Annotated in this window: 7 protein-coding genes; all 7 read left to right on the forward strand. The window is 64.6% G+C overall.

The annotated features are described in order from the left end of the window. The first annotated feature begins 18 nt into the window (after positions 1-18). On the forward strand, positions 19-1,185 hold the full coding sequence (locus ACK41X_RS10835; RefSeq protein ID WP_409722575.1) for a zinc-dependent alcohol dehydrogenase: 1,167 nt from the start codon (positions 19-21) through the stop codon (positions 1,183-1,185). Positions 1,186-1,342: 157 nt separating this feature from the next. Further along, a complete protein-coding gene (locus ACK41X_RS10840) occupies positions 1,343-2,263 on the forward strand; it encodes an FAD binding domain-containing protein (protein WP_409722578.1) in 921 nt (306 codons plus the stop codon). Continuing rightward, entirely contained in the window at positions 2,256-4,139 is a 1,884-nt protein-coding gene (locus ACK41X_RS10845) for a molybdopterin-dependent oxidoreductase (RefSeq protein WP_409722581.1), read from the forward strand. Before ACK41X_RS10840 ends, ACK41X_RS10845 begins: the two co-directional genes overlap by 8 nt. Before the next feature lies 1 nt (position 4,140). Further along, positions 4,141-5,166, forward strand: coding sequence for a xanthine dehydrogenase family protein molybdopterin-binding subunit (locus tag ACK41X_RS10850; RefSeq protein WP_409722583.1), 1,026 nt, complete (start codon positions 4,141-4,143; stop codon positions 5,164-5,166). After that, positions 5,166-6,011, forward strand: coding sequence for an MBL fold metallo-hydrolase (locus ACK41X_RS10855; RefSeq protein ID WP_409722586.1), 846 nt, complete (start codon positions 5,166-5,168; stop codon positions 6,009-6,011). Before ACK41X_RS10850 ends, ACK41X_RS10855 begins: the two co-directional genes overlap by 1 nt. A gap of 36 nt (positions 6,012-6,047) precedes the next feature. Continuing rightward, positions 6,048-7,037, forward strand: a complete 990-nt coding sequence (locus ACK41X_RS10860; protein ID WP_409722589.1) for a tripartite tricarboxylate transporter substrate-binding protein — start codon at positions 6,048-6,050, stop codon at positions 7,035-7,037. A 142-nt stretch (positions 7,038-7,179) separates the two neighbouring features. Continuing rightward, a partial coding sequence (locus tag ACK41X_RS10865; protein ID WP_409722592.1) for a thiamine pyrophosphate-binding protein occupies positions 7,180-8,611 on the forward strand: 1,432 nt, incomplete at its 3' end.

Genomic DNA, 8,611 nt, shown 5'->3' on the forward strand with positions numbered 1-8,611 from the left:
CATCAACGGAGAGGCGCGATGTACGCACCGGCGGGCGTGAAGACCAGTCAGGAATTTCCGGTTCCGGAGACCATGAAGGCGTGGGTGCTGGGCGATCCCGGCGAGCTGAAGCTGATCGACAAGGCAGTGCCGGTCCCGAAAAAGGCCGAAGTGCTGGTGCGCATCGATGCGGTCGCGATCTGCGCAACCGACCTCGAGATCATCTATCACGGCCCGCCTGCAATGATTCAGGGCGGCATGCCCCACAACAAGAACTTCACGCCGGGCCATGAATATATGGGCACAGTGGTCGCGCTCGGACCTGGCGTCGACGAATACAAGATCGGCCAGCGCGTGACTGTGGAAATTCACGCCGGCTGCGGCCAGTGCAAGCGCTGCCGCGAGGGCATGTATACCTCGTGCCATAACTACGGCCTGAATTACGGCGACCTCGACAAGGGTCACAGAGCCAACGGCTTCACCACCGACGGCGGCTTCTGCGAATACCAGGTCAACAACATCAATACGCTGGTCGCGATTCCCGACGACATGTCGGACGAGGAGGCGACACTGGTCGTCACCGCAGGCACCGCGATGTACGGCCTGACCGAACTCGGCGGACTTGTCGCCGGCGAGAGCGTGGTCGTCACCGGCCCCGGCCCGATCGGCCTGCTCGGCGTTGCCGTTGCGAAAGCCATGGGCGCGCAGCCCGTGATCCTCACCGGCACCCGCGATAACCGGTTGCAGATCGGCAAGGAGCTCGGCGCCGATCACGTCATCAATATCCGCAAGGTCAACGATGTCGTACAGGCAGTGAAGGATCTCAATGGCGGCAAGGGCGTCGATTATGTGGTTGAATGCTCCGCTGCGCCGAACGCCGTCAACGAAGCACTGAAGATGGTCAATCGCGGCGGCAAGGTCTGTCTTGCGGCGTTCCCGCATGGCGATGCGCCCGTCGACATCGCGCACATCGTTCGCAATAACATCTACATCTACGGCATCCGCGGCGAGGGAAAGAGCGCCACGCACCGTGCGGAAGCCTTCATGAAACAGAAACGTTTCGACGCCACCAAGATCCACACCCACACTTTCCCGCTGGAGGATCTGCCGACCGCGATCCGCTACGCCAAGGATCGCGTGGAAGATGCGATCAAGGTGGTGGTGAAGATGAAGCCCGGCGCCGCGCAGAAAATCGCGGCGGAGTAATGCGTCGTCATGCGCGGGCTTGACCCGCGCATCCATCGTTTTCGGCTGATGGATGGCCGGGTCAAACCCGGCCATGACGAATTGGAAAGCCGCACCTGCGGTGTTCTTCCTTCCCCCTCCCGTAAGACCGAGGAGAGGGAGTCGACGGAGCAAGACCATGCTTCTCTGCGACGAATATCTGACGCCGGTATCGCTCGATGAGGCTTTCAACCTCATCGAGGCGAATCGCGGCCGCTTCCGGCTGGTCGCTGGCGCGACCGACCTTCTGCCATGGGCGCGCGAGGGCCGGGCCGGTGATGTCCACATTCCGGTGCTGATCGATGTCGCCCGTATCCCGCAACTTCGCGAACGCAGCGTCGATGACCGTCGCGTGCGTCTCGGTGCGGCGACGGCGATCCAGCGTTTCCTGGACGATGCCGCGCTCGGCCGGGCCATGCCGGCGATGCCGCGCTGCGCAATCTGGTTCGCGGACGATCAACTGCGCGAATCCGCCACCGTCGGCGGCAACATCGTCAATGCCTCGCCGGCGGCCGACACCACGCCGCCGCTCGTCGCGCATGATGCGGTGCTGGAACTGGCAAGCCGCAGAAGCGGCAAGGTGGAAATCCGGCGGCTCACGCTCGCGCAATTCATCACCGGCCCCGGCAGGACTGCGCTGGCCGAGGACGAAATTCTCACGGCGATCGAGTGTGACGCGCTGCCCGGCTATGGCGGCAGCTTCGAGAAGGTCGGCCATCGCCGTTCGCTGGTGATCTCCACCGTCTGTCTCGCCGCGATGGTCAAGCTCGACGCATCGGGGCGCAATGTCGAGGATGTCCGGCTCTGCATCGGCGGTATCGGGCCGGTGCCGGATCGCCTGCACGACGTCGAGCAATTCCTGAAATCCGGCCCCCTCAGCAAGAGCCGTCTGGAGCAGGCCGCGGAGATGCCGGTCGGCCTCGTGCGCTCGCGCTCGCGGCAGGAGTATCGCCGTGACGTGGTGCGCGGCTTCATGTTGCGCGGTCTGTTCAACGCCGCGCGCCGCGCAGGCGCCGGACCCGATGTCCTAACACCCGACATGGAGGCTGCTTGTGCCTGAGCTTCGCATCGAAGCCGTCGTCAACGGCCGCAAGGTTGCGCGCAACGCGCAGCCCTATCAGCGCCTGCTCGACTTCTTGCGCGACGACATGCATCTCACCGGAACCAAGGATGGTTGCGGCGCCGGCGAATGCGGCGCGTGTTCGGTATTCGTCGACGGCGTGCTGATGAAATCGTGCCTGATCCCGGTCGGCAAGGCGCAGGGATCGAAGATCGAGACCGTCGAGGGTCTGGCCCGGAAGGGCGACCTGTCGATTCTGCAGAAGGCCTTCCACAAGACCGGCGCCAGCCAATGCGGCTATTGCATCCCCGGCATGGTGATGGCGGCGACGGCGGCGCTGCGCGTCAATCCATTCGCCGATCGCGAAGAGATCAAGGAGCGGCTCGGTGGCAATATCTGCCGCTGCACCGGCTATCAGAAGATTTTCGACGCGGTCGAATTGGCGCGCGACGTGCAGAACGGCCGTCTGCCGGTCACGGCGCTGGCGGAGACCGAGGTCGCCGACGGCAAATATATCGGTGCAAACGTGCGCCGCCTCGATGCGCCTGGCAAGGTGTCGGGAGCGCTGAAATATGCCGGCGACATGACGATGCCGCACATGCTGCACCTGCAGGTGCTGCGTTCGCCACATCCGCATGCGCTGATCGAATCGATCGACACGTCCGAAGCGGAAGCGATGGAGGGCGTGGAAGGCGTCATCACCGCGGCGGACGTGCCTGGCGAGGACGGGTTCGGTGTGTTCGTCCACGATCAGCCGGTCATGGCGCGCGGCAAGGTGCGCTATGTCGGCGAGGCGGTGGCCGCGGTTGCCGCGGAAGACGTGGTGACGGCACGCCGTGCGCTGGCGAAGATCAAAGTGGTCTACAAGCCGCTGCCGGCTCTGTTCGATCCCTTCGAGGCGATGAAGCCCGGCGCGCCGGTTATCCATGACTACGCGCCCGACAACATCACCAAGCACATCCCGATCCGCAAGGGCGATATCGAGAAGGGCTTCGCGCAATCCGATCTCGTGGTCGAGCAGGATTACGAAACGCAAGCGATCGAGCATGCTTATCTCGAGCCCGAGGCGGGGCTGGGCTATGTGGATGCCGACGGCGTCGTGACCATCGTGTCGCCGAGCCAGAACATCACCCATCATCGGCACATGCTGGCGAAGATCATCAAGAAGCCGATCGCCAAGGTGCGCTTCATCATGTCGCCGGTCGGCGGCGGCTTCGGCGGCAAGGAAGACATGATCTATCAGGGCATGCTGGCCCTGATGGCGATGAAGACCGGGCGCCCGGTGCGGCTGGTCTTCACCCGCGAGGAATCGATCGCCACCACGGCGAAACGCCATCCCTCGCGCACCACGCTGCGCATGGGGCTGACCCGCGACGGCCGCATCCAGGCGCTCTCGCTGAAAATGATTTGCGACGGCGGCGCCTATGGGCTCTCCACCGAGGGCGTGATGCGCAAGGCCGCGATCCTCGGCGCCGGCCCCTATGCGATCCCCAACGTGCAGGTCGATACCTACGGCATCTACACCAACAATACCCCGTCCGGCGCTTTCCGCTCCTTCGGTGCGCTGCAGACCCAGTTCGCGACCGAATCGCATCTCGATATCTGCGCCGAGCGGCTCGGGCTCGATCCGTTCGAGATCCGCCGCATCAATGCGATGCGCGACGGTGCGGAAACCCATACCAAACAGAAGCTGAAATCGGTCAGCTATCTGCGTGTGCTGGAGGCCGCCGAACGCGCATCGCACTGGGAGAAGGGCGCGCCGGTCTCGCGCGGCGGTGCGCGTAGAGACTTCGCGCGCGACGGCGAAGGCGTGCGCGCGCCCTGCACGCTGGGTGCGCGCTTTAGCGAGGACGGCAAGCTGGAGGCGGCGGAATAACATGGCACGCAAACGAGGACGCGGCGTTGCCGGCTGCTGGTACGGGATCGCCCGCACCGCGACGGTCGATCGTGCCGGCGCCTGGGTCGAGATCGACGACGGCGGCTCGGCCAAGGTCGTGACCGGCGTCACTGAAATCGGCGAAGGCATTCTGACCGTGCTGGCGCAGATCGCGGCGGAAGAACTTGGGCTTCGGCCCGAAGACGTCACGATCGGCGACAACGACACCGCGCGTGCGCCGGAAGCAGCCCATGCCGGCGCCACCCGCCAGACCTACATGATCGGCAATGCGGTGGCGCTGGCCTCGCGCGAAGCCTTCGGCAAGCTCGCGCAGGTCATGGCGAACGAATGGGGCGTGCCACCGGAGACCATTGAAGCGGCGTCCGGCGAGATCTGGGCCGACGGCACCAACCATCGCACGACGATGGACAAGGCGGTGCATCTTGCGAAAAGCCGCGGCGTGGTCCCGCTTGGTTCGGCGAGCTTCGGCACAGACACCACCGGTCTGCACCCGGTCGATGGCGCGGGCCGTCCCTGGCAGGCCTATGTGTTCGGCTGCCAGGTCGCGGAAGTGGAAGTCGATACCGTGACCGGCGAAGTGCAGGTGCTGGGCATCTGGGCCGCGCATGATGTCGGCCGGGCCGTCAATCCCAAGGGTGTCGAGGGGCAGATCGAGGGCGGCATCGTGCAGGCGCTCGGCCAGGCGCTGATGGAGGATTACAAGCTGGAGAACGGCCACACCACAACGCCGGGCTTTGCCAAATACATCCTGCCGACCTCGCTCGATGTGCCGCATGTCACCTCGGTCATCGTCGAGGACCCCGATCCGATCGGCCCGCTCGGCGTCAAGGGCATCGGTGAGCCGGCCATGGTGCCGACCATCCCGGCCATCATGAACGCAATCTACGACGCGGTCGGCGTGCGCATCACCGCGCTGCCGGCATCTCCGGAAAAGGTGCGGATGGCGCTGCGCGAAAAGGAGCGACAGGAGCGCGAGCGCCTCATTCCCGCGGAGGCCGCCGAATAATGCTCGATCGCCCGGTCGCCGCAGCGCAGGTGTTCGATGCCGATCTCTCGGCGATCCGGGCGCTTGCCGGTGTGGTGCCGGGTCCGCTTCCGGTCGCACTCAATGCTGTTAAGTTTGCCGCCTCGATTCGTCCGCAGAAATTCGTCATCGAAGACGGCGACGAGACGCCGGTGACCATGCCGCGCACCGCCTATCAGGTGGTCTATCCCGACGGCACGGTGATGATCGATGCCGGGATGGACAGGGCGACGCACGAGTCGTTCGGCCAGGGCGAGCCTTATGACGATGACGCTTTCGCGCAGATCCTGCGCGCGCTGCGGGCGGCGCGCGTGATCGTGCTGACGCATTACCACGCCGATCATGCCGGCGGCATCGTCACGGCTGAGGATGCGGATGCGCTCGCTGCCAAGACCATTGCCAGTGCCGAGACGCTGTCGCTGATGATGAACCAGCCGCACCGGTCGCATCTGAAACTGTCCGAGCCGCTCGCCGAGCGTTTCGTCTGCCTGAGTTACGGACGCTATTTTCCGGTCGCGCCCGGCATGGTGCTGATCAAGGCGCCCGGCCATTCGCCCGACATGCAGATGATTTACCTCCGCCTGCAGAGCGGAGTTGAATACCTGCATTCGATCGATGTCGCCTGGAATTTAGCCAATATTCGGCATGTGAAAGGAAAAGCCGCGCCGTGGGTAAAGGAGGATGGAGCGGCGGTGATCGCGCAATTGCGCTGGCTCAATCGCCTGATGCGCGATGAGCCCGGTCTCCACATTTTAGTCACGCATGACGGCGAGCTTCTCGATCGCATGATCGGGACCGGTGCCGTCGGCGGGAGTCTCAAGGTCTGACAAAGGCTGCACCATAACGACGAAGAGGGAGAACAAATGACTGCGAAACGATCTTGTGTTGCGACGCTGGCATTCGCGGCCGCATTGCTGCTGCCGGCCATGGCGTCTGCACAGAGTTATCCGTCGCGCCCGATCACAGTTGTCGTGCCGTTCCCGGCGGGCGGGCCGAGCGACGTTGTCGCGCGTATTGTCACCGAGGGCATGTCGAAGCATCTCGGCCAGTCGATGGTGATCGAGAATGTCGGCGGCGCCGGCGGCACGCTCGGCTCCGGCCGTGTCGCCAGCGCCGATGCCGACGGCTATACGATTCTTGCCGGCTCGATGGGCTCGCATGTCGCGGCTCCGGTGCTCACGCCGAATATCCGCTACGATTCCGAGCGCGACTTCATCCCGATCGGCGTCACCGCGGACGCGCCGGCGGTGATCGTCGCGCGCAAGGATTTTCCGGCCAACAATCTGAAGGAATTCGTCGAGTATGTGCGGGCTCAGGGCGACAAGGTCAAGCAGGCGCATGGCGGCGTCGGCTCCTCGTCGCATATGGCCTGCCTGCTCTTCAACACCGAGGCCGGGCTGAAGCCGACCTCGGTCGCCTATAAAGGCACGGGCCCGGCAATGAACGATCTCCTCGGCGGCCATGTCGACTTTCTGTGCGAACAGTCGGTCAGCGTCGCAAGTCAGGTTCGCGGCGGCGCGGTCAAGGCCTTCGCCGTGTCGAGCCCGAGCAAGATCGAGGCGCTGCCGCAGGTGCCGGCGGCGAAGGACGGCGGCGTCAACTATCAGATGAGCATCTGGTCGGGCATTTTCGTGCCGAAGGGCACACCGAAGGCGGCGGTCGACAGGCTTGCCCAGGCGCTCGACAAGGCGCTCGACGATCCGGGCGTGATCAAGCGGCTCACCGATCTCGGCGGCTCGATCCCCGCCAAGGCCGATCGCGATCCGGCCAAGTTCGACAAGCTGGTCAAGGAAGAGATCAACCGCTGGAAGCCGATCCTGCAGGCGGCGGCGCCTGCGGCGAAGAGTAACTGATGCGGTGTCAGTCCGGGCATAGCCGCCAATGACTGCGTCGTTGACGGCTTCCGGCGATTGACCGTTTTGGAAGATGGATCACTGGGTCTCGGCGTTTCGAGCCGGCCCGGTGATGACCGTGAAGATGGACTGAGTTCTCGAAATGCTGACACGTCCCTCCGAAGGCGAACAACGCGATGCCATGCGGGCGCGTGCCCGGGCCATCAACGAGGCCGGGTCGCTCTCGCAAGCGTTGCACAACAACGCCTTGCCGAAGCTGGTGGAAATGACTTTGTCGGAAGCCCTCGTGCTTGGCCTGCTCAAGCAGGGCGTCTGCAAGTATCTCGCGATCTTCGGCCACGGTTCGACCGATCTCGGCGATGTGCTGCGCATCTATGAGGAAGAGGGCGTTACCCGCACCTTTAATTTCCGCAACGAGGTCGAGATGGCCCATGCCGCGACCGCGTTGCGCTGGCAATACGGAGAAATTCCCGCGGTCGTGACCTCGATCGGTCCCGGGGCGCTGCAGGCTTTTGCCGGATCGCTGGCGGCAGCCTCCAACGGCGTCGGCGTCTATCACATCTATGGCGACGAGACGACGTTCGGCGAAGGCTACAACATGCAGCAGGTGCCGAAGCAGGAGCAGGGCCTGTTCGGCCGCATGACCGCCCTGATGGGGGGCTCCTACGTGCTGCATACGCCGGAAGCCCTGCGCGATGCGCTGCGCCGCGGCTCCCTCGCGGTCAACCATCCCTATCGCGCCGGGCCGTTCTATCTCCTTCTGCCGCTCAACACCCAGCCGCAGCGCGTCACAATCAATCTTGCGGCGCTGCCAGACCGGCCCGATCTGCCGCTGCTGGCGCCGGTCGACGACAAGGCTTATGCGAAAGCCGCGCGGCTGATCGCGCAGGCCAAAAGCGTTGCGATCAAGGCCGGCGGCGGCACCCGCGGCCATGACGCCGCGGTGCGCCGTCTTGCCGAAATGGCAGGTGCTGCGGTCGTGCTGTCGCCGGGGTCGACCGGCGTGCTGCCGGATGCGCATCCGCAGAACATGCATGTCGGCGGCTCGAAAGGCTCGATCAGCGGCAACTTCGCCATGGCCAATGCCGAGCTGATCATCGTGATCGGCTCGCGCGGCGTCTGTCAGGCCGATTGCTCCGGCATCGGCTACAAGGCGGCGAAACACGTCATCAACATCAACGGCGATCTCGCCGATGCGCTGCATTACAACAACACCACGGCGCTTGCAGGCGACATTTCCCCAGTGATCGAGCGGCTCTGCGTGCATCTCACCGGCGCAAGCGGCAACAAGTCCGGCTGGCTGGCGGCCTGCGCCGAAAAGAAGGCGGAATGGTCAGCCTTCAAGAAGGCGCGGTTCGATGCGTCGCCGGCTTTCGACGCCGCCTGGCAGCGCGCGGTGCTGTATCAGCCGGCTGCGATCAAGGTGGTCGCGGATTTCGCCAAAGAGAATGGCGCCGCCAAATTCTTCGATGCGGGCGACGTGCAGGCGAACGGCTTCCAGATCGTGGAGGACGACAAGACCGGCGACACCTTCACCGAGTCGGGTGCGTCCTATATGGGCTTTGCGGTGAGCG

Source organism: Pseudorhodoplanes sp. (genome assembly GCF_046289595.1).
Lineage (GTDB): Bacteria > Pseudomonadota > Alphaproteobacteria > Rhizobiales > Xanthobacteraceae > Pseudorhodoplanes.

Excerpts from the sequence above, each read along its gene's own strand:
- ACK41X_RS10835 (WP_409722575.1), top strand. The coding sequence starts at position 19 with ATGTACGCACCGGCGGGCGTGAAGACCAGTCAGGAATTTCCGGTTCCG.
- ACK41X_RS10840 (WP_409722578.1), top strand. The coding sequence starts at position 1,343 with ATGCTTCTCTGCGACGAATATCTGACGCCGGTATCGCTCGATGAGGCT.
- ACK41X_RS10850 (WP_409722583.1), top strand. The coding sequence starts at position 4,141 with ATGGCACGCAAACGAGGACGCGGCGTTGCCGGCTGCTGGTACGGGATC.
- ACK41X_RS10855 (WP_409722586.1), top strand. The coding sequence starts at position 5,166 with ATGCTCGATCGCCCGGTCGCCGCAGCGCAGGTGTTCGATGCCGATCTC.
- ACK41X_RS10860 (WP_409722589.1), top strand. The coding sequence starts at position 6,048 with ATGACTGCGAAACGATCTTGTGTTGCGACGCTGGCATTCGCGGCCGCA.